The organism is Aeromonas sp. QDB03 (assembly GCF_027707985.1).
GTDB lineage: Bacteria > Pseudomonadota > Gammaproteobacteria > Enterobacterales > Aeromonadaceae > Aeromonas > Aeromonas hydrophila.
The window spans coordinates 67,207-86,748 of record NZ_JAPCJG010000007.1 but is presented as its reverse complement, the minus strand read 5'-3'; the positions used below and the strand labels follow the sequence as shown (position 1 = coordinate 86,748).

At 63.7% G+C, this 19,542-nt stretch carries 16 protein-coding genes; 7 read left to right on the top strand and 9 right to left on the bottom strand.

Annotated elements, in window-relative coordinates; all coding sequences use genetic code 11:
• Positions 1 to 19: 19 nt before the first annotated feature.
• The 3 genes from hslV to argS form a co-directional block, all read right to left on the bottom strand.
• Complete coding sequence (gene hslV / locus PG900_RS17055) at positions 20 to 553, bottom strand: ATP-dependent protease subunit HslV (RefSeq protein WP_041214255.1); 534 nt, start codon at positions 551 to 553, stop codon at positions 20 to 22.
• Positions 554 to 739: 186 nt separating this feature from the next.
• Positions 740 to 1,597, bottom strand: coding sequence for an SPOR domain-containing protein (locus tag PG900_RS17050; protein ID WP_202041064.1), 858 nt, complete (start codon positions 1,595 to 1,597; stop codon positions 740 to 742).
• Positions 1,598 to 1,600: 3 nt separating this feature from the next.
• Complete coding sequence (gene argS, locus PG900_RS17045; protein ID WP_202041065.1) at positions 1,601 to 3,346, bottom strand: arginine--tRNA ligase; 1,746 nt, start codon at positions 3,344 to 3,346, stop codon at positions 1,601 to 1,603.
• A 313-nt stretch (positions 3,347 to 3,659) separates the two neighbouring features.
• Between argS and PG900_RS17040 the strand changes: the two genes are divergently transcribed.
• The 3 genes from PG900_RS17040 to PG900_RS17030 all read left to right on the top strand — a co-directional run bounded on the left by PG900_RS17040 (position 3,660) and on the right by PG900_RS17030 (position 5,586).
• A complete protein-coding gene (locus PG900_RS17040) occupies positions 3,660 to 4,226 on the top strand; it encodes an LON peptidase substrate-binding domain-containing protein (protein WP_049045479.1) in 567 nt (188 codons plus the stop codon).
• Between the two features lie 132 nt (positions 4,227 to 4,358).
• A complete protein-coding gene (locus PG900_RS17035) occupies positions 4,359 to 4,928 on the top strand; it encodes a sigma-70 family RNA polymerase sigma factor (protein WP_016352315.1) in 570 nt (189 codons plus the stop codon).
• Positions 4,921 to 5,586, top strand: coding sequence for a ChrR family anti-sigma-E factor (locus PG900_RS17030; protein ID WP_085734485.1), 666 nt, complete (start codon positions 4,921 to 4,923; stop codon positions 5,584 to 5,586). Before PG900_RS17035 ends, PG900_RS17030 begins: the two co-directional genes overlap by 8 nt.
• 61 nt (positions 5,587 to 5,647) lie before the next feature.
• On the opposite strand, the gene bacA is transcribed toward PG900_RS17030, so the two are convergent.
• The 6 genes from bacA to galE all read right to left on the bottom strand — a co-directional run bounded on the left by bacA (position 5,648) and on the right by galE (position 12,232).
• A complete protein-coding gene (bacA, locus tag PG900_RS17025; RefSeq protein ID WP_270831892.1) occupies positions 5,648 to 6,463 on the bottom strand; it encodes an undecaprenyl-diphosphate phosphatase in 816 nt (271 codons plus the stop codon).
• 191 nt (positions 6,464 to 6,654) lie between these two features.
• Positions 6,655 to 7,665: an aldo/keto reductase gene (locus PG900_RS17020; protein WP_270831890.1), complete on the bottom strand. Its 1,011-nt coding sequence runs from the start codon at positions 7,663 to 7,665 to the stop codon at positions 6,655 to 6,657.
• Between the two features lie 185 nt (positions 7,666 to 7,850).
• Entirely contained in the window at positions 7,851 to 8,843 is a 993-nt protein-coding gene (gene galM, locus PG900_RS17015; RefSeq protein WP_270831889.1) for a galactose-1-epimerase, read from the bottom strand.
• 64 nt (positions 8,844 to 8,907) lie between these two features.
• Positions 8,908 to 10,056, bottom strand: a complete 1,149-nt coding sequence (gene galK, locus PG900_RS17010) for a galactokinase (RefSeq protein ID WP_270831887.1) — start codon at positions 10,054 to 10,056, stop codon at positions 8,908 to 8,910.
• Entirely contained in the window at positions 10,053 to 11,111 is a 1,059-nt protein-coding gene (locus PG900_RS17005) for a UDP-glucose--hexose-1-phosphate uridylyltransferase (protein ID WP_270831885.1), read from the bottom strand. The genes galK and PG900_RS17005 overlap by 4 nt, the downstream gene beginning before the upstream one ends.
• A 107-nt stretch (positions 11,112 to 11,218) precedes the next feature.
• Entirely contained in the window at positions 11,219 to 12,232 is a 1,014-nt protein-coding gene (gene galE, locus PG900_RS17000) for a UDP-glucose 4-epimerase GalE (protein WP_270831883.1), read from the bottom strand.
• A 203-nt stretch (positions 12,233 to 12,435) separates the two neighbouring features.
• Here galE and PG900_RS16995 point away from each other — a divergent pair, with 203 nt between their 5' ends.
• From PG900_RS16995 to mglA, 4 genes are all read left to right on the top strand, one after another.
• The gene (locus PG900_RS16995) at positions 12,436 to 13,440 is read left to right on the top strand and encodes a substrate-binding domain-containing protein (RefSeq protein ID WP_011707764.1); all 1,005 of its coding nucleotides are present in this window, start codon (positions 12,436 to 12,438) and stop codon (positions 13,438 to 13,440) included.
• Positions 13,441 to 13,658: 218 nt separating this feature from the next.
• The gene (locus PG900_RS16990) at positions 13,659 to 16,733 is read left to right on the top strand and encodes a beta-galactosidase (RefSeq protein WP_270831881.1); all 3,075 of its coding nucleotides are present in this window, start codon (positions 13,659 to 13,661) and stop codon (positions 16,731 to 16,733) included.
• Positions 16,734 to 16,967: 234 nt separating this feature from the next.
• Positions 16,968 to 17,954: a galactose/glucose ABC transporter substrate-binding protein MglB gene (mglB, locus tag PG900_RS16985; RefSeq protein ID WP_011707762.1), complete on the top strand. Its 987-nt coding sequence runs from the start codon at positions 16,968 to 16,970 to the stop codon at positions 17,952 to 17,954.
• Between the two features lie 54 nt (positions 17,955 to 18,008).
• Positions 18,009 to 19,529 (top strand): galactose/methyl galactoside ABC transporter ATP-binding protein MglA, encoded by a 1,521-nt coding sequence (gene mglA, locus PG900_RS16980; protein ID WP_029302302.1) that lies wholly within the window; start codon positions 18,009 to 18,011, stop codon positions 19,527 to 19,529.
• The last annotated feature ends 13 nt before the right edge of the window (positions 19,530 to 19,542 follow it).

Below are 19,542 nucleotides of genomic sequence, written 5' to 3'. Positions count from 1 at the left end.
TGGGGTTTGGCTGGCGGCCTTATTTGGCTGCGTAGTCCAGTACTTCGATGGTGTGGTTGCCGTTGGTGAAGACGCAGATGTCGCCCGCAATCTTGAGGGACTTCTCGACGATGCTCTTGGCGTCGAGCTCGGTGTTCTCCAGCAGGGCGATGGCGGCGGACTGGGCAAAGTTGCCGCCGCTGCCGATGGCGATGAGATCGTGCTCCGGCTGCACCACGTCACCGTTGCCGGTGATGATGAAGGATTTGTGCTCGTCGGCGACGGCCAGCAGCGCCTCGAGGCGGCGCAGGGCGCGATCGGTGCGCCAGTCCTTGGCCAGCGCCACGGCGGCGCGTTCCAGGTTGCCCTGATGGGCCTGCAGTTTGGCTTCGAAGCGCTCGAGCAGGGTGAAGGCGTCGGCGGTGCCGCCGGCGAAACCAGCCAGTACCTTGCCGTTGTAGAGGCGATGAACCTTGCGGGCGTTGCCCTTCATGACGGTGTTGCCAAGAGAAACCTGGCCATCGCCACCGATGACGACCTGACCGTTGCGGCGAACTGAAACTATGGTAGTCACTTTACTTACCTCGCTTGAGCCGAATGACGGCCTGACTGTGCATGGAGGAAAAGATGGGGATGGCAAAACGGCTTTTCAAGCCTGTGTCGAGCACGGATCGCGGGGGAGGGATCGGGTGGGCGCGGGATGGCGCCAAAAGAAACAGGGCCGGGTGTTGCCACCCGGCCCTGTGCATGGACGCGGCGATCACCCCTTCTTGGGGATGCAGCCGCTGATGCCCGAGCCCTGCAGCTTGCGGTTGGCCGCATCGGCCGCCGCCTTGCCGTTGAAGGGGCCCACCATCACCTTGTAGACGGCGCCACCGGCCCCGTTCACCACCTGCAGACTGGAGGAGAGCCCGGCGGTGAAGGCGATGCGCGCCTTGAGGGATTCCGCGGAATCCTGGGAGCGCAGGGCGGCACACTGCATCATGTAGCGACCGCCGTCGGCGGCTGCGGTCTGTGCAGTCTGGGTCGCCGTCTTGGCCCTGGCGGCCTCGGCCCGCTCCCGCTCCAGTTCGGCGCGGATCTCCCGCTCCATCCGCTCACGCTCGGCCTTCTGGTCGATCACCTGCTCCCGGGCGCTGGCGACCGGGGCGCCGGTGGCCGGCTTGGCCGGTTGCACCGGTTGCACCGGTTGCGGCTGATAGGGCTTCACCTGACCGATGGGGGTTCCCGGCTGGGGGATGTCGGTCGCGACCGGCTTGGGCAGTGCCTCCGGTTGCAGGGTCATGGTCTCGGCGGGCGGGGGCGGCAGCACGCCCGGCTGGGGCGGCGGCTCTATGATGTCCACCTGCTTGTTCTCCAGCCGCTCGATGTAGCTCCACTTCTCCTGGGGCAGGGTATTGCCCTGTGCCTTGGGTTTGTTGGCCTTCACCTGCTCTTCGATGGTGGGGGCATCGGCGCCCTTGCCGTTGATGAGGTAGAGGAAGGCGCCGAAACCGACGACCAGGGCCCCGGCCAGCAGTGCCGGGATAACAGGAAAGCGGCGAGGGGCCGCTTTCTTGATGTTACGGCCACCCGCCCGTCGTCTCGGGCTGTTGCCGACGTAATCCCGGGTCGCCATCTATTACATGCGTTCCAGGGTGTGGATGCCCAGCACGCCCAGGCCCAGCTTGAGCACCTTGGCGGTGGCGGCGCACAGCAGCAGACGGCTCTGGCGGGTCGCCTCGTCCACGCCGTCCTTGTTGATCGGGCAGGCTTCGTAGAAGGTCATGAAGTTGCCGGAGAGCTCGTACAGATAGGTACAGAGCAGGTGCGGCATCCCCTTGTCCGCCACGCCGTTGACCGCGTCGGAGAACTGGATCAGCTTCTGGGCCAGGGTCTCTTCGGCATCTTCGCTCAGGACCACCTTGCCGCTCAGGGTGTCGGCATCGACGCCGGCCTTGCGGAAGATGGACTGGATGCGGGTGTAGGCGTATTGCAGGTAGGGGGCGGTGTTGCCTTCAAACGACAGCATCAGATCCCAGTCGAAGATGTAGTCGGTGGTGCGGTTCTTGGAGAGATCCGCATACTTGACCGCGCCCATGGCGATGGCGTGCACCACCTGGGCCTTCTCTTCGGCAGAGAGGTCGCTGTTGCGGCTCTCCAGCAGGGTGCTGGCGCGCTCTTCCGCTTCGTTCAGCAGGTCAACCAGCTTGACGGTGCCGCCGGAGCGGGTCTTGTAGGGACGGCCGTCCTTGCCCAGCATCATGCCGAAGGCGTGGTGCTCGAGGGGAACGGACTCCGGCACATAGCCCGCCTTGCGGGTGATGGTCCAGGCCTGCATCAGGTGCTGGTGCTGACGGGAGTCGATGAAGTACATGACCCGGTCGGCGCCCAGGTTCTCGTAACGGTATTTGGCGCAGGCGATGTCGGTGGTGGTGTAGAGGAAACCGCCGTCGCTCTTCTGGATGATGACGCCCATGGGCTCGCCATCCTTGTTCTTGAACTCGTCCAGGAACACCACGGTGGCCCCTTCGCTCTCGACTGCCAGCCCCTTGGCTTTCAGGTCGGCAACGATCTGCGGCAGCATGTCGTTGTACATGGACTCGCCCATGATGTCCTTGTTGGACAGGGAGATGTTCAGACGGTCGTAGTTGCGCTGGTTCTGCTCCATGGTCATGTCGACCAGCTTCTTCCACATGGTGCGGCAGTACTCATCGCCACCCTGCAGTTTCACCACGTAGTTGCGGGCGCGCTCGGCGAAGGCTTCGTCTTCGTCGTAGTGACGCTTGGCCTGGGTGTAGAAGGCTTCCAGGTCCTTGAGCTCCATGTCGGAGGCGTGCTCGTTGGCCATCTTCTCCAGATAGGCGATCAGCATGCCGAACTGGGTGCCCCAGTCGCCGATGTGGTTGGCACGCACCACCTTGTGGCCCAGGAATTCGAGGGCGCGGGCGGCCACGTCACCGAGCACGGTGGAGCGGATGTGGTGCACCGCCATCTCCTTGGCCACGTTGGGGGCGGAGTAGTCCACCACCACGGTCTGCGGCGCCGGCAGCTTCACGTTGGCGTTGTCGGAGGTCACCATGGCTTCCACCTGACCGGCCAGCCAGCTCGGGTCGAAGAAGAAGTTGATGAAGCCGGGGCCGGCGATCTCGACCTTGGCGATCAGATCGGAGGCAGGCAGGTGCTCGATGATGGCAGCGGCCAGCTCGCGGGGGTTCTTGCGGGCCGGTTTGGCCAGCAGCATGGCCAGGTTGGTGGCCAGGTCGCCGTGAGCCTTCTCCTTGCATCGGTCTACTTGCACCCGGGCTTCCAGGTCGGCGGGCAGGACGCCTGCGGACTTGAGATTGGCTACCGTTTGTTCAAGTAGATGATGAATATGCTCTTTCATAACTGACCACCAAGGTTGCGCGTCGAAAAATGACTGATATATAAGGGCGTGAATTTTACCCGCATCGGCCCGAGAAAACTATAGGGACGGCCCGCCGGAGTTGGACGGGCGGATATTTCACTGCATTTGGCACCGTAATCCAGAATATTGGATGGAAATTGTGGTGCTTATCCATTTCTACTGCATATCGAAGCGGCTTGTCCAGGCTATTTTCCCCTGATTGTTAAGGGGTTTTTTATTCCAACTCGTTCTGAATGATCTGCCCCGTCGGCACGGTCGTATCAACAGGGACCTTTTACCGAGGAATCTGTCGATGAAACTGGCGCTGTTTCCCCTCTCGGCCCATCTGCTGCCCGGCGGCATCATGCCGCTGCGCATCTTCGAGCCCAGATACCAGCGCATGATCGCCCAGGCGGGAGATCAGGGCTTCGCCCTCTGCATGCTGGATCCCCGCCAGCCCGATGCGCTGCGCAACATGTACCCCATCGCCACCCGGGTGCGGATCGTCGACTTCGATCAACTGCCGGACGGTCTGCTCGGCATCACAGTGCTCGGCATGGAGCGGGTCAGGATCACCGATCTGTGGCAGGAGGCAGACGGCTTGCGGATCGGGGAGGTGGAGCAGCTGCCACCCTGGCGCACCGGCCGGCTCAATGCCGACCAGCACTCGCTGGCCAGGGCGCTGCAGGAGGTATTCGAAGACTACCCGGAATACGCGGCCCTCTATCGCAACCCCGACTGGGGCGATGCCAGCTGGGTGGCCCAGCGCTGGCTGGAGGTGCTGCCGATCCCGGTGGAGCAGAAGCAGTGGCTGGTGGCGGCGGAAGACAACCAGCCGGCGCTCTCCCTGCTGAGCGGGTTGCTGGTCGCCAGCCACTGAGCACTCTTTGATATGGCACCGGTGATCCTTTTGCCGCGGCGCACGTATTGGTACTCATCACCCTCTTCAAGGTACGGCGCCATGGCATATACTGGCCAATCACAATCGACTCCGCACAGGATATCGCCCCCCATGGATGACCCCGCCGGCGATCTGAAATCCCTGCTGGTGCGGGTGGCCGAGCATGGCGACAAGGCCGCCTTCGCCACCCTGTTCCAGCACTTTGCCCCGCGCATCCGCAGCTACGGGCTGCGCCACCTCGGCAGCGAGGCCAACGCCATGGAACTGGTGCAGGAGACCATGCTGCTGGTGTGGCAGAAGGCCCGGCTCTATCACCCCGACAAGGGGGCTGCCACCACCTGGATATACACCGTGATGCGCAATCAGGGCTTTGACATGCTGCGCCGGCGCCGCGCCAGCAAAGAAGAACTCTGTGCCGAAGAGCTGTGGCCCATGCTGGAGTTCAGGGCGGAAGAGGAGCACCTGAGTGGCGGCGAAGACGCCGTGCTGACCCGCCAGATGGCCCATTACGTCGGCACCCTGCCGGAACCGCAGCAGCAGGTGGTGCGTGGCATCTACCTGCAGGAGCTCTCCCAGCAGGAGCTGGCAGACCGGCTCGGCGTGCCGCTCGGCACCATCAAATCCCGCCTCAGACTGGCATTACAAAAATTGAAGGAACAAGTGGAGCAAGGCCATGATTAAAGCCCATCCCGTTCAGGCCATGTTGCGCGCCTTTGCCGCCGACGAACTGCCCCTGCCGCTGGCCGTCGGCGTTTCCGCTCACTGCGAGCTCTGCCCCGATTGCGCGGCCCGGCTGCGGGCCTGCGAAGAGGAGCTGGCCCGGCAATACCTGGCGCCGGCCGAAGAGTGCGAGCCGCTGCCGGCGGCGTTCGATGCCATGCTGGCCGGCATCCTGCAACAGCCGGTGGCCAGTGCGGCCGCGTTGAGTCAGTCGGCGGCGGTCCAGCCCGAGCTGCAGGTGGCGGGCCAGTCGTACCGGTTGCCGCGGGTGCTGGCCCGACATCACGCTCCCAGCTGGCGCCACATCGGCGCCATCCGGCAGGTGAGCCTGCCGCTCGACGAGCAGGGGGCCCGCGCCAGCCTGCTGCACATAGAGGCGGGCGGCCGTATCCCTGAGCACACCCACAAGGGTTATGAGCTGACCTTGCTGCTGGCAGGCACCATCGAAGATGGCGACACTCGCTATCAGGCCGGGGATTTTATCTGGCGCGATGCCAGCCACGCCCACAGTCCGCACACCCCGGACGGCTGCCTCTGCTACACGGTGCAGGATGCGCCGGTACAGTTCACCAAGGGGCTGTCGCGACTGCTCAACGGCATCAGCCATCGCCTCTACTGAGCCATGGCGGCAATAAAAAAGGGACCCTCGAGGTCCCTTTTTGCATGGTGTCGCGGCCGGATCAGGCGATGAACACCAGATAGACGGCGAAGGCCACCACGAAGCGGTAGATGGCGAACGGGATGAAGTCGAGGCGACGGATCAACGCCAGGAAGGTCTTGATGGCGATCATGGCCACCACGAAGGCGGTGATGAAGCCCACCGCGAACATGGGGAAGTCGGCCATGGAGAGCAGATCCCGGCTCTTGTAGAGATCCAGCCCGCTGGCCGCCACCATCATGGGCACCGCCAGGATGAAGGAGAACTCGGCCGCCGCCTGGCGGCTGATCCCCATCAGCATGCCGCCGCTGATGGTGGCACCTGAGCGGGAGAAACCGGGCCAGAGCGCCAGACACTGGAACAGGCCGATGCCGAGCGCCTGCTTGTAGCTGATGTCGTCCAGGGTTTCGGAGCGTACCGCCGGGCGAAACTTCTCGGCGATGATCAGCAGGATACCGCCGGCCACCAGGGCGTACATCACGGTCTGCGGGCCGAACAGATGGGCCTTGATCCAGCTGTGGATGGCGAGGCCGATGATCACGGCGGGCAGCATGCCGAGGATGATGTGCACCAGCGAGAGGGTGGCGTGTCCCTGCGCCGGCTTCTGGCCGAAGTGTATGCCGATCAGGCCAAACAGGCGGCGCCAGAACACGGCGACCACCGCCAGGATGGAGCCCATCTGGATCACCACTTCGAAGGTGGCAGCCTTGGGGCCGTCGAAGCCAAGCAGGTGGCCGACGATGATCATGTGGCCGGTGGAGGAGACGGGGAGGAACTCGGTCAGGCCCTCCACTATGCCCAGCACGAAGGCGACAAACAGGGCGTAAGACTCTGTCATGTTTCAGATCTCTTGATTATTGGTCCGGTTGAAGTCGGCCCCGAGCCGAGCCGGGGCGACCAATGATGGAGGAAAATCGGGCGGGCAACCAGTGAATATTGTGTTGGCGTCTGGCCCCGCCGGCGGGATCGACGGCGAGGTCGTTGGTTTTCATTCGGGCCTACATGGCGTTCGATGCTCAGCGGCTCCGATCAGGCGGGGCCCTGCCCGGCCAGGATCCCCTCGATTTTCTGCAGCAGCGCCGCATCCAGCGGAGGCTGGGCCTGGGCTTCCATCGCGCTGACAATCTGCTGCGGGCTGCTGGCACCGATCAGGGCGCAGCTCACCACAGAGTCGCGCAGCACCCACTGCAGCGCCAGTTGCGACAGCGGTTGGCCCCGCTGCTGCGCCAGCGCATGCAGGGCACGGATGGTGGCCAGCTTGCCGGTGGTGATCTGTTCTGGCTTGAGGAAGGGGCTGGCACTGGCGGCGCGAGAACCCGCTGGAATGCCGGCCAGATAGCGATCGCTCAGTAGCCCACCGGCCAGCGGGGAGAAGGCGACCACCCCCATGCCGTGCTCGCGGCAGACCGGCAGGGTTTCGGCTTCAATATCGCGCTGGAACAGGGAGTATTTGAGCTGATTGACCAGACAGGGGGTGCCCAGCTCCGCCAGCCGGGCGGCGGCCTGCGCGGCGAGCGGGGCCGGGTAGTTGGAGAGGCCGACGTAGAGCGCCTTGCCCTGACGTACCATCAGGGCCAGCGCCTGACAGGTCTCTTCCAGCGGGGTGCGCGGATCCGGCCTGTGGTGATAAAAGATGTCCACGTAGTCGAGACCGAGCCGGCGCAGGCTTTGGTGCAGGCTGGCAAACAGGTATTTGGCGCTGCCGCCGTCGCCGTAGGGGCCATCCCACATGATGTATCCCGCCTTGCTGGCGATGATGAGCTCGTCCCGATAGGGAGCCAGGCTCCCCTTGAGCAGCTTGCCGAAGGTGATCTCGGCCGACCCCGGCGGCGGCCCGTAGTTGTTGGCCAGATCGAAGTGGGTGATACCCAGATCAAACGCCTGGTGCACCATGGCTTTCGCGGTGGCGGGATCGCACTCGGCGCCGAAGTTGTGCCAGAGGCCGAGAGCTATGCCGGGCAGGCGCAGGCCGTGGCGACCGGCGGGTCGATAGGGCTGGCGCTGATAGCGGTCGGGGGCGGCGAGGTAGTGATCATCCATAACGACTCCTTGCGTGGACTTGTATGCGAGCGGATGTGACGGGTGACCCCGCGCCCTCTTCATCCGCCATATCGGCGTGGAGAAGATCGCGCGGGGCCAGCGTGTAGCCAGCGTGCCGCGAAACGGTGACGCCGCCCCGGCCGCGCCTGGGGTGGTCAGCGCAGGTCTGGCGGAGAGGGCCGGGGTCAGCTGGCGGCGATAAAGCGATAACGGGTCTGGTGACGATAGGTCTGCCCCGGCAACAGCCAGGGATCCCCCAGCTCGGGCCGGTTGGGGCTGTCCGGCAGCTGCTGGGCCTCCAGACAGAAGCCGGCGTGATCCTGATGGAGTTGGCCGCCTCGCGCCGGCGTATTGGCCAGCCAGTTGCCGGTGTAGAACTGCAGCGAGGGCTGGTTGGTGTAGACCTCCATGGCCAGCTGGCGATCCCCCGAGACCACCCGCGCCGCCCACTCGGCGCTCGGCCCGTTGAGCACGAAGGCGTGATCATACCCCTTGGCCTGTTGCTGCTGGGGGTGGCTCAGCCAGTCTTGTCCGATAAGGCGCTCGTGGCGCAGATCGAACGGCCCCTCCACCGGTGCGAGCGCGAGTGGCAGCCCGCTTTGGTCGGTCGGCAGAAAACGGTCGGCATTGAGGCGGATGAGGTGGCCGCGCACATCGCCGCCGGCGGCTTGTCCATCGAGATTGAAGTAGGTGTGGCTGGTGAGGCTGACCGGGGTGGCGGCATCCGTGCTGGCGACGAAATCCACCACCAGATCGCACTGCTCCAGCCGGTACTCCAGCGTGACCCGCAGGTTGCCGGGAAAGCCCTGATCCCCCGCTCGGGAGAGCAGGGTCAGCCTGACCCGGTCCGCCTCCTGCTCCTTGATCTGCCAGTGCTGGCGATGAAACCCCGCCCGTCCGCCGTGCAGGCAGTGGGGCGACTGGTTGGCATCCAGCGGCCAGCGCTGGCCGTCGCGCAGCAGCTCGGCGTTGCCGATGCGGTTGGCAAAGCGGCCCGCCACCGCCCCCAGCCACACCTGCTGAGCAGGGTAGACCTCATCGGCGCAGCCCAGCAGCACTTCGCGGCGCCCGCCCGCCACCGGCAGGGTGAGGGAGGTGAGGGTGGCGCCGAAATCGAGGCCGCGCAGGCGCAGCCCCTCCTCGTTTTCCAGCTCGAACGGGATCATGGCGTCGCTCATAGTGTGCCTGCACCTGTGTTGCCGATCCGGCAGACGTCGCCGTCGGCCTGCATCATCAATGGGCTCATAGTCTTCCCGCCCCCGCGCTGGCGCGGCAGACGTAGCTGTCGGCCTTGAGGCCGAAGCGGGCCGGGTACTCGGCATCGACCGCGGCGATCACCTCGGCCACCTTGTCGGGGTGCAGCAGGGCGACCACGCAGCCACCGAAGCCGCCGCCGGTCATCCGCACGCCGCCTTCGGTGCCGATCCTGGCCTTGATGATCTCCACCAGACCGTCGATGGCGGGCACGGTAATTTCGAAGTCATCGCGCATGGCGGCGTGGGAGTCGGCCATCAGCTCGCCGAGGCGCACCAGATCCCCTTGCGCCAGCGCATCGGCGGCGGCCAGGGTGCGGCTGTTGTCGCCCACCACGTGACGGGCACGGCGGTAGCAGACTTCATCCAGCCCGGTCTTGCCCGCTTCCAGCGCCGCTAGATCCAGATCGCGTAGCGCCTTGACCCCGTAGTGACGGGCCGCCGCTTCGCACTGCTGGCGGCGGGTGTTGTATTCGCTGTCCACCAGGCCGCGGCGCACGTTGGAGTTGACGATCAGCACCGCCAGATCGGTGGGCATGGGGATGAGTCGGGTCTCCAGCGAACGGCAGTCGAGCAGCAGGGCGTGATCCTGTTTGCCGCTGGCGGAGATCATCTGGTCCATGATGCCGCAGTTGCAGCCGACGAACTGGTTCTCCGCCTGCTGGCCGTTGAGGGCAATCTCGGCTTGCGTGATGGCGAGCCCCAGTGCCTCCTTGAAGGCCTGGCCGATGGCCACCTCCAGCGAGGCGGAAGAGGAGAGGCCGGCCCCCTGCGGCACGTTGCCGGAGACCACCAGATTGAGGCCGCGCAGCGGATAGCCCCGCTCCTGCAGGTATTTCACCACCCCGCGGATGTAGTCGCTCCAGCGCTGGTCGGCATGGTGGCCGATGGGCTGGTCGAGATCGAACAGGTCGCGCTGGTTGCCGTAGTCGGCGGCGATCACGTGCACCAGGCTGTCGTCGCGCAGGCCGATGGCGACGCAGGTCTCGTAGTCGATGGCGCAAGGCAGCACGAAGCCGTCGTTGTAGTCGGTGTGCTCGCCGATGAGGTTGACGCGGCCGGGGGCCCGCACCAGCAGGTCGGGTTGTTGCTCAAACTGCTCGGCAAACACGGCGCTGACGCGCTGGCTCGGGGTCATAGGGCCTCCTCGTTGGCCTGATTGGTCTGGTTGTAATGAATGGGGGAAAGCGCCCGCAGCCGTTCCGCGGCTTGTTCCGGGGTAAGGTCACGCTGGGTCTCGGCCAGCATCTCGAAGCCCACCATGAATTTGCGCACCGTGGCGGAGCGCAGCAGCGGCGGATAGAAGTGGGCGTGCAGTTGCCACGCTTCTGGGCAGTCGGAGTGGGGCGGGGCAAAGTGCCAGCCCATGGAGTAGGGGAAGCTGCACTCGAACAGGTTGTCGTAGCGGCTGGTGAGTTCCTTGAGCGCGATGGCCAGATCCTGCTGCAGCTCGGGAGTGAGGTCGAGCAGGGAGGGAACGTGGCGCTTGGGCAGCAGCAGGGTCTCGAACGGCCAGGCCGCCCAGAAGGGGACTACCGCCAGCCAGTGGGCGGTCTCCACCACGATGCGAGAGCGATCCTGCAGCTCCCGCTCCACGTAGTCGACCAGCAGCGGGCGGCCGTGCTCCGCCAGCCAGTCGCGCTGGTGCTGCTCTTCGCGGGCAATTTCATTGGGCAGGAAGTCGCTGCCCCACAGCTGACCGTGGGGATGAGGGTTGGAGCAACCCATGACGGCGCCCTTGTTTTCAAACACCTGCACCCACTCCCACTGGGCCGACAGCTCGGCCACCTGCGCCATCCAGGTGGTGATCACCTGCTCGATGGCAGGCAGGGGCAGTTCGGGCAGGGTCTTGCCGTGATCTGGCGAGAAGCAGATGACCCGGCTGGTGCCACGGGCGGCTTCCAGCTTGAGCAGGGGATCCTGCTGGCCACTGGCGGCCGGGGTGTCCTGCATCAGGGCGGCGAAGTCGTTGGTAAAGACGAAGGTGTCCCGATAGTCGGGGTTCTGGTCGCCGGTGACGCGCTTGTTGCCGGCACAGAGGAAGCAGTCGGGGTCATGGGCCTGGCTCGGCGCCTGGCTCACCTTCTCGACCTGGCCCTGCCAGGGGCGCTTGGCCCTGTGAGGGGAGACCAGCACGTATTGGCCGGTCAGCGGGTTGAAACGACGGTGGGGGTGATCAACCGGGTTGAACATCATCACTCCTCAAGCTCAATAAAAGGAATTGCGGGCAGTGATGAGGGCGGGAGCGCCGCTCATCTGTGGCCCCTCTCCCGTGACGGGAGAAGGGAGCAAAACGGACATCACGCCTCGTACCCCTGGGGGTTGGCGGATTGCCAGCGCCAGCTGTCGGCGCACATGGCGACCAGATCCCGCCGGGCTCGCCAGCCCAGCTCGCGCTCGGCCTTGGCGGGATCGGCCCAGCATTCGGCGATGTCGCCGGGGCGTCTTGGTTCGATGCGATAGGGCAAGGGGCGGCCGCAGGCTGTCTCGAACGCCACGACCATCTGCAGCACGCTCTGGCCCTGGCCCGTGCCCAGGTTGTAGACGTGCACGCCGCCCTTGCTGGCGCAGTGCTGTAGCGCCTTGACGTGCCCTTCGGCGAGATCCATCACGTGGATGTAGTCGCGCACGCCGGTGCCGTCGACGGTGGGGTAATCGTTACCAAAGATGGAAAGGCAGTCGCGCCGGCCGATGGCGACCTGGGTCAAAAACGGCATGAGGTTGTTGGGGATCCCCTGGGGATCTTCCCCCATGGTGCCCGACTCGTGGGCGCCGACCGGGTTGAAGTAGCGCAGCAGGGTCATGCTCCAGTGCGGCTCGGCCCGTTGCAGATCCTCGAGGATCTCTTCGATGATCAGCTTGGAGCGGCCGTAGGGGTTGGTGGCGCTGCGCGGGAAATCCTCCCGGATGGGGGTGCTGGCCGGGTCGCCGTAGACGGTGGCCGACGAGCTGAACACCAGGTTATGGACGCCGGCCCGCTGCATCGCCTGCAGCAATACCAGGGTGCCGCTCAGGTTGTTCTCGTAGTATGCGAGGGGGAGGCGGGTGGACTCGCCGACCGCCTTGAGGGCGGCGAAGTGGATCACGGCGTCGATCCGTTGCTCGCTGAAGATGCGATCCAGCAGGGCCGGGTCACGGATATCCCCCTGATAGAAGCGGGGCTCGCGCCCGCTGATGGCGGCGATGCGAGCCAGTACGCCCGCCTTGCTGTTGCAGAGGTTGTCCACCACCACGGGCTCCATGCCAGCCGCTTGCAGTGCCAGGCAGGTGTGGCTGCCGATGTAGCCGCAGCCGCCGGTGACCAGTACTTTCATCCTCATCTCCACGCTGAAAAAGCCTGTGAAGGAGTCTAGCCGAGGGGCCGGCGGGCAAACTGTGAACTGGCTAACAAATATGTGTAAACGATTACACTTGTTTTGATGGTCATCATTTCAGCAATATGGTTTTCCCCCCTGTTATCAGTGACATTGCTCGGTATAATGGCGCCATCCCGAGCCGTGAAATAAGTGAAAACAGCATGAGTACCATCAAGGATGTCGCCCGTTTGGCCAACGTATCGGTGGCAACGGTTTCACGGGTGATGAACAACTCACCCAAGGCCAGTGCCGCTTCCCGCGAGGTGGTACAGAAGGCCATGGCCGAACTGGGCTACACCCCCAATGCCAACGCGCGGGCACTGGTCAGCCAGACCTGTGACACCATGGGGGTGCTGGTGGGCGACGTGGCGGATCCCTTCTTCGGCGCCCTGGTCAAGGGGGTGGCCGCGGTGGCGGTGGAACAGGGTCTGCACCTGTTGATGGGTAATGGTTTTCACAAGGCTCGGCAGGAGCGCGAATCCATCGAACTGCTGATCGGCAAGCGCTGCGAGGCGCTGGTGGTGCACAGCAAGGCGCTGAGCGATGAGGAGCTGATCGACTACGCGCTGCGGGTGCCCGGCATGGTGCTGATCAACCGCGACATCCCGGCGCTCAAGGGGCGCTGCATCGCCCTCAACAACCGGCAGGGGGCCGCCACGGCGACCCGCCATCTGCTGGAGCTGGGCCACCGCCACATCGCCTTCCTCAGTTCGGATCACGCCATCGAAGATGCCATCCTGCGGCTGCAGGGCTATCAGGATGCGCTGGCCGAGGCGGGGCTGCGCGCCGATCCCGAGCTGGTGGAGAGCGGCATGCCCAACGAGGAGGGCGGCGAGCGCGCCATGCTCAACCTGCTGGCCAAGGGGCTGCCCATCACGGCCGTGGTGGCCTACAACGATGCCATGGCGGCGGGGGCCATCTCGGTGCTGGCGGACAACGGCCTCAAGGTGCCGGAGGAGGTGTCGGTGGTGGGCTTCGATGACATCATCTATGCCAGATACCTGCGCCCCAAGCTCTCCACCATGCGCTACCCAGTTGAACTGATGGCTGCCCAGGCGGCCAAGCTGGCACTGCAGCTGGCGGCGGGGGAAAGCGAGGCGGTGCAGAGCCGCATTTACACCCCGACCCTGATCAACCGCCACTCGGTGGCTCCTGTTCGAAGCTGATCCCTTTCATTTACCTCCGTTTACCGCTCCGGATCGCCGTTTTTGCGGCGCGTGATCCGGAGCCTTCGCCTTTTACCTGCATTTAGCGCATTTTTACCCTGTTTTACTTAACAAATTTAGTGTAATCGTTTACATCTGTGTGAGCGAGATCGCCGATCACCGGGCAAAACTCCCCTACACTGCATACGTTTTCGGCGTTCATGCAGGGAGAGAGAAGAATGCTCAGGGAGATAGTGGCCCGTCAGGACTGGCAGACCCAGGCGATTACCGCAGTGAATCGGTTGTCTGCCCATACCCCCTTGTTCAGCTGGCGCAGCGAAGCCGCGGCGCGGGATGATCTCGCCTCGCCATCGCGCACCCTGCTGGATGGGGAGTGGCGTTTCTCCTTCTTCGCGGCGCCCGAGCTGGTGCCGGAGCACTGGCTGGTCGAGGATCTGCCGGATGCCTGTGCCATCAAGGTGCCGGGCAACTGGCAGCTGGATGCGGCCTACCCAGGGTTGCGGCCTGCGACAGATGTGCCCATCTACACCAACATCAAATATCCCTTCCCGTGCGATCCACCGCGGGTGCCGGCCGAGAATCCCACCGGCTGCTACTCCCGCGAGTTCAGCGTGCCGGCTGACTGGCTCGCCAGCGGTCAGACCCGGATCATCTTCGATGGGGTGGACAGCGCTTTTCACCTCTTCTGCAACGGCCGCTGGGTCGGTTACTCCCAGGACAGCCGGCTGCCTGCCGAATTTGACCTGACCTCTTTCCTCTCCAGCGGTGACAACCGGCTGGCAGTGCTGGTGCTGCGCTGGTCCGACGGCTCCTATCTGGAAGATCAGGACATGTGGCGCATGAGCGGTATCTTCCGCTCCGTCAGCCTGCTGCACAAACCGGCTCGTCATCTGATGGACATTCGGGTCACCCCAGAGCTGGACGCCTGCTATCGCGATGGCCGCCTCAAGATCGCGCTGCAGGCGGCCAATGGGACCGGTCTGTCGGTGGCGGCCTGCCTCTATGACGGCGGTGAGCAGGTGGCGACCCTGCGCCAGCCGATCGGCACGCAAGCCATTGACGAGAAAGGGGCGTATGACGATCGCGCCGAGTACTGGCTCGAAGTGGCGGCCCCGCGCAAATGGAGCGCCGAGACCCCTCACCTCTATCGCCTGACCCTGACCCTGCTGGACGAGCAGGGGGAGCCCATCGAGAGCGAAGCCTATGACGTGGGCTTTCGGGCGGTGGAGATCCGTGGCGGCCTGCTGCGGGTCAACGGCCAGCCGCTGCTCATTCGCGGCGCCAACCGTCACGAACACGATGCGGCCAGTGGCCATGTGGTGACCCCCGCCGCCATCGAGCAGGATCTGCTGTTGATGAAGCGGCACAACTTCAACGCGGTGCGCTGCTCTCACTACCCCAATCACCCCGAGCTGTATCGGCTGTGCGATCGGCTCGGTCTCTACGTGGTGGACGAGGCGAACCTGGAGACCCATGGCATGACCCCGATGGGGCGGCTGGCGCGGGATCCCGCCTGGAGCAACGCCTTCCTGGAGCGGGTGACCCGCATGGTGGCTCGCGACTTCAACCACCCCAGCATCATCATCTGGTCCCTTGGCAACGAGTCGGGTTATGGCCCGGCCCACGATGCCATGTATGGCTGGGTCAAGCGGGCGGATCCGAGCCGTCCGGTGCAATACGAAGGGGGTGGGGCCGATACGCCGGCCACCGACATCATCTGCCCCATGTATGCCCGCACCCATCAGGATCAGCCTTTCCCGGCGGTACCCAAGTGGGCGCTGGCCAAGTGGATCGGCCTGCCGGGCGAGACCCGCCCGCTGATCCTGTGTGAATACGCCCACGCCATGGGTAACAGCCTGGGGGGCTATGCCCACTACTGGCAGGCATTTCGCGATCATCCGCGGCTGCAGGGTGGTTTCGTCTGGGATTGGGTCGATCAGGGACTGGACAAGCTGACCGATGACGGCCGCCATTTCTGGGCCTATGGCGGTGATTTCGGCGATACCCCGAATGATCGCCAGTTCTGCTGCAACGGTCTGGTGTTCCCCGACCGCACCCCCCATCCCGCCCTGTTTGAGGCAAAACGGGCCCAGCAGCCGTTCGGGTTGAGGTTGCTCGAGCGCCAACCACTGACGGTCGAGATCCGCAGTGAATACCTGTTTCGCGAGACGGACAACGAGCGGTTGCAGTGGCGGTTGTGCGAAGACGGCGTGGTGGTGAGCCAGGGTGAATGCCCACTCACCCTGGCGCCGCAGGGAAGCGTGACGCTGACTCTGCTGGAGCGGTTGCCGGCCTTTGCGCCGGGCGCACTCGCCTGGCTGGATCTCGCCATCGTGCAGCCCGCCGCCACGCCCTGGTCTGCGGCCGGTCACGAGGTGGCGCGCCAGCAATGCATGTTGCCTGCGCCGCTGGCGCTGCCTGCCGCCCGCACGCCGGCCACCTTCATCGAGCTAGCGGATGGCTGGCAGATCCGGGCGGCCGCCAGCGAGTGGCGGCTGGACAAGGCCAGCGGCCGCATCCAAAGCTGGTGCAAGCTGGGGCGCGAGCAACTGAAAGAGGCCATCGCCGATCACTTCTATCGGGCACCGCTCGACAACGACGTTGGTACCAGCGAGGCGGACCACGCCGATCCCAACGCCTGGATCGCTCGCTGGCAGGAGGCCGGGCTCAATGAGTTGCAGTACCGCTGCCTCGACCTGGTAGTGAGCCCTGACCAAGGGATTGTGACGGTACGCCACGGTTACTTCGTCGGCGATACGCTCAAGCTGCTGACCCGCTGGCGCCACGAGTTCGATCAGGATGGGGCCATGCGCCTCGCCATCGAAGTGGAGGTAGCGGCCGAGATGCCCTCTCTGCCGCGCATCGGCGCCCGGCTCTGGCTGGCCGACGAAGTGCTGGCGGCAGGAGAGGTGAGTTGGCTGGGGCGTGGTCCGCACGAGAACTATCCGGATCGCCTGCTGGCTGCCGACCTCGGTCGCTGGCAGTCGTCGCTCGATGCGCTGCACACCGCGTATGTGTTTCCGACCGACAACGGGCTGCGCTGCGACACCCGCCAGCTGCAACTGGGTAGCATCGAGGTCGAGGGGCTGTTCCATTTCAGCTTGAGCCGCTTCAGTCAGCAGCAGCTGGCACAGGCCCGCCACCAGACCGATCTGGTGGCCGAGGGAGGGCTGCATCTCTGTCTCGATGGCTTTCATATGGGGATTGGGGGCGATGACTCCTGGAGCCAGAGCGTGCGGCCGGAATATTGGTTGCAGCCGGGCGGCTACTATTGGAACTGTGTTCTACGCTGAATCTGAGCGATTGCTTAACAAGAAAGAGCCTCGTTCAGGGCTTTAGTCTCAGCGAGCAAATGTAACTGCATGATTTTTAATTGATTTGTTGCTATGTAACAGAGTGTAAACGTTTTCATTTTGTTGTCATGATCACAGATTGTCATACAACAAACTGATTACATTAGGCTGGCACCAGTTCACTTGGTGTACAGCATTCCCTACAAAAACAGATAGAGAGATCGGAGCATAACAATGAAAAAGATCACGACCATTGCCGCCGTACTGATGAGCCTGATGGCTGGGGCCACCGCTCATGCCGAAACCCGCATCGGGGTGACCGTCTACAAATACGACGACAACTTCATGGCGGTAGTGCGCAAGGCAATCGAGAAGGAAGCGGCGGCCAACCCGGGGGTGGAGCTGCTGATGAATGACTCCCAGAATGACCAGTCCAAGCAGAACGATCAGGTCGACGTACTGCTGGCCAAAGGCGTGAAGGCGCTGGCCATCAACCTGGTTGACCCGGCGGCGGCCCCGGTCGTGATCGAGAAGGCCCGTGGCGAGGATGTGCCCGTGGTGTTCTACAACAAGGAGCCGAGCGCTGCCGATCTCGCCAGCTATGACAAGGCTTACTACGTGGGTACCGACTCCAAGGAGTCAGGCATCATCCAGGGTCAGCTGATCGCCAAGCACTGGAAAGCCAACCCGGCCTGGGATCTGAACAAGGACGGCGTCATCCAGTTCGTGCTGCTCAAGGGCGAGCCGGGTCACCCCGATGCCGAAGCCCGCACCACCTACGTCATCAAGACCCTGAACGACGGCGGCATCAAGACCGAGCAGCTGCACATGGATACCGGTATGTGGGATACCGCCATGGCCAAGGACAAGATGGACGCCTGGATCTCCGGCCCCAACGCCAACAAGATCGAAGTGGTCATCGCCAACAACGATGGCATGGCGATGGGTGCCGTCGAGTCGCTGAAGGCCCAAGGCAAGACCGCCATCCCGGTATTCGGGGTTGATGCTCTGCCGGAAGCGCTGGCACTGGTCAAGAGCGGTGCCATGGCCGGTACCGTGCTGAACGATGCCGCCAACCAGGCCAAGGCGACTTACGAGCTGACCAAGAACCTGGCAGAAGGCAAAGCGGCCGGTGAAGGCACCAAGTGGAACATCGTCAACAAGGTTGTGCGCGTTCCCTACGTTGGTGTCGATGCTGACAACCTGTCCAAATTCGAATAATTCCCTCCTCCCGGGCAAGGGGTCTCCCCTTGCCCTCAGTTTCAACCAGATGTGATGGCTGATATGACAACACAGCAACAATCAGAATGGCTGTTGGAGATGATTGACGTCAGTAAAAGCTTTCCCGGCGTCAAGGCACTCGATAATGTCAATTTACGGGTCCGTCCTCATTCTGTGCATGCGTTGATGGGCGAGAACGGGGCAGGAAAATCCACGTTGCTCAAGTGCCTGTTCGGCATTTACGAGAAGGATCAGGGCAAGATCTTCTTCAAGGGGCAGGAGATCAACTTCACCTCCTCCAAAGAGGCGCTGGAGAATGGCGTCTCCATGGTACATCAGGAGTTGAACCTGGTGCTGCAACGCTCGGTGATGGACAACATGTGGCTCGGCCGCTATCCCACCAAGGGACTGTTTGTCGACCACGGCAAGATGTATCAGGACACCAAGCATATCTTCGACGAGCTGGATATCGACATCGACCCGCGGGTCAAGGTCGGAACCCTCTCCGTCTCCCAGATGCAGATGATCGAGATCGCCAAGGCGTTCTCCTATGACGCCAAGATCGTCATCATGGACGAGCCTACCTCCTCGCTGACCGAGAAAGAGGTGAGTCACCTCTTCAAGATCATCAACAAGCTCAAGGAGAAGGGCTGCGGCATCGTCTACATCTCCCACAAGATGGAAGAGATCTTCCAGCTGTGTGACGAGATCACCATATTGCGGGATGGCCAGTGGGTGGCGACCCAGCCGCTCAAGGGCATGACCATGGATCAGATCATCGGCATGATGGTCGGCCGTGAGTTGACCCAGCGCTTCCCGGAGAAGACCAACCAGCCGAAAGAGGTGATCCTCGAAGTCGAGCACCTGACGGCGAAGAACCAGCCCTCCATTCAGGACATCACCTTCAACTTGCACAAGGGGGAGATCCTCGGCATCGCCGGACTGGTGGGGGCCAAGCGCACCGACATCGTCGAGACCCTGTTCGGCATCCGTGATCGCAGTGAAGGGGTCATCAAGCTGCACGGTCAGCCGGTGGCGAACCACAATGCCCACGAGGCGATCCGCAACGGTTTTGCACTGGTGACCGAGGAGCGGCGCTCCACCGGCATCTATTCGCGCCTCGATATCGCCTTCAACTCCCTGATCGCCAACATGGACAACTACAAGGGCTCCATGGGGCTGCTCAGCGACAACAAGATGAAGAGCGATACCCAGTGGGTCATCGACTCCATGCGGGTCAAGACACCGACCCAGCAGACCCAGATCGGCTCCCTCTCGGGGGGCAACCAGCAGAAGGTGATCATCGGCCGCTGGCTGCTGACCCAACCAGAGATCCTGATGCTGGATGAACCGACTCGTGGCATCGATGTGGGGGCCAAGTTCGAGATTTATCAGCTCATCCTGGAGCTGGCGAAGAAGGACAAGGGCATCATCATCATCTCGTCGGAAATGCCCGAACTGCTCGGCATCACGGATCGCATCATGGTCATGAGCAATGGCCGGGTCGCCGGGATCGTCAATACCAAAGAAACTGACCAGAGCGAGATACTGCGCCTGGCATCTCTGTACCTCTAGAGACAGGAAGACA

Bases quoted from the DNA above. Each gene is read 5' to 3' on its own strand.
- PG900_RS17050 (WP_202041064.1), bottom strand. From the start codon at position 1,597: ATGGCGACCCGGGATTACGTCGGCAACAGCCCGAGACGACGGGCGGGT.
- argS (WP_202041065.1), bottom strand. From the start codon at position 3,346: ATGAAAGAGCATATTCATCATCTACTTGAACAAACGGTAGCCAATCTC.
- PG900_RS17040 (WP_049045479.1), top strand. From the start codon at position 3,660: ATGAAACTGGCGCTGTTTCCCCTCTCGGCCCATCTGCTGCCCGGCGGC.
- PG900_RS17035 (WP_016352315.1), top strand. From the start codon at position 4,359: ATGGATGACCCCGCCGGCGATCTGAAATCCCTGCTGGTGCGGGTGGCC.
- PG900_RS17030 (WP_085734485.1), top strand. From the start codon at position 4,921: ATGATTAAAGCCCATCCCGTTCAGGCCATGTTGCGCGCCTTTGCCGCC.
- bacA (WP_270831892.1), bottom strand. From the start codon at position 6,463: ATGACAGAGTCTTACGCCCTGTTTGTCGCCTTCGTGCTGGGCATAGTG.
- PG900_RS17020 (WP_270831890.1), bottom strand. From the start codon at position 7,665: ATGGATGATCACTACCTCGCCGCCCCCGACCGCTATCAGCGCCAGCCC.
- galM (WP_270831889.1), bottom strand. From the start codon at position 8,843: ATGAGCGACGCCATGATCCCGTTCGAGCTGGAAAACGAGGAGGGGCTG.
- galK (WP_270831887.1), bottom strand. From the start codon at position 10,056: ATGACCCCGAGCCAGCGCGTCAGCGCCGTGTTTGCCGAGCAGTTTGAG.
- PG900_RS17005 (WP_270831885.1), bottom strand. From the start codon at position 11,111: ATGTTCAACCCGGTTGATCACCCCCACCGTCGTTTCAACCCGCTGACC.
- galE (WP_270831883.1), bottom strand. From the start codon at position 12,232: ATGAAAGTACTGGTCACCGGCGGCTGCGGCTACATCGGCAGCCACACC.
- PG900_RS16995 (WP_011707764.1), top strand. From the start codon at position 12,436: ATGAGTACCATCAAGGATGTCGCCCGTTTGGCCAACGTATCGGTGGCA.
- PG900_RS16990 (WP_270831881.1), top strand. From the start codon at position 13,659: ATGCTCAGGGAGATAGTGGCCCGTCAGGACTGGCAGACCCAGGCGATT.
- mglB (WP_011707762.1), top strand. From the start codon at position 16,968: ATGAAAAAGATCACGACCATTGCCGCCGTACTGATGAGCCTGATGGCT.
- mglA (WP_029302302.1), top strand. From the start codon at position 18,009: ATGGCTGATATGACAACACAGCAACAATCAGAATGGCTGTTGGAGATG.